The 232-nt window shown below is 67.2% G+C and carries 1 protein-coding gene; it reads right to left on the bottom strand.

Annotated features, from left to right (window positions below; translation table 11 throughout):
* On the bottom strand, window positions 1-232 hold a 232-nt coding region (locus AC5Y7E_RS24375; RefSeq protein WP_499950980.1), incomplete at both ends, for an AMP-binding protein.

Consider the following 232-nt stretch of genomic DNA (forward strand, 5'->3'; position numbering starts at 1 on the left):
CCCAGTAGTACCCGACGTATAGATCACATACGCCACATCGTCGGCGGTGGGCCCGGGTAACGCCGTGTGGGGTTGAGTTGCGACAACAGGGTCGTTCGGGTCGATGACGGGCAACCCGCGCCCGTCCAGCCGCGAGCGGAGGTCGGCGCTGGCGATCGCGGCGATCGGGCCGGCGTCGGCCATCATGAAGCTGATCCGCTCGTCAGGATGCCCGGGGTCGATCGGCACATAG

It is taken from the genome of Mycobacterium sp. NGS17 (genome assembly GCF_059813205.1).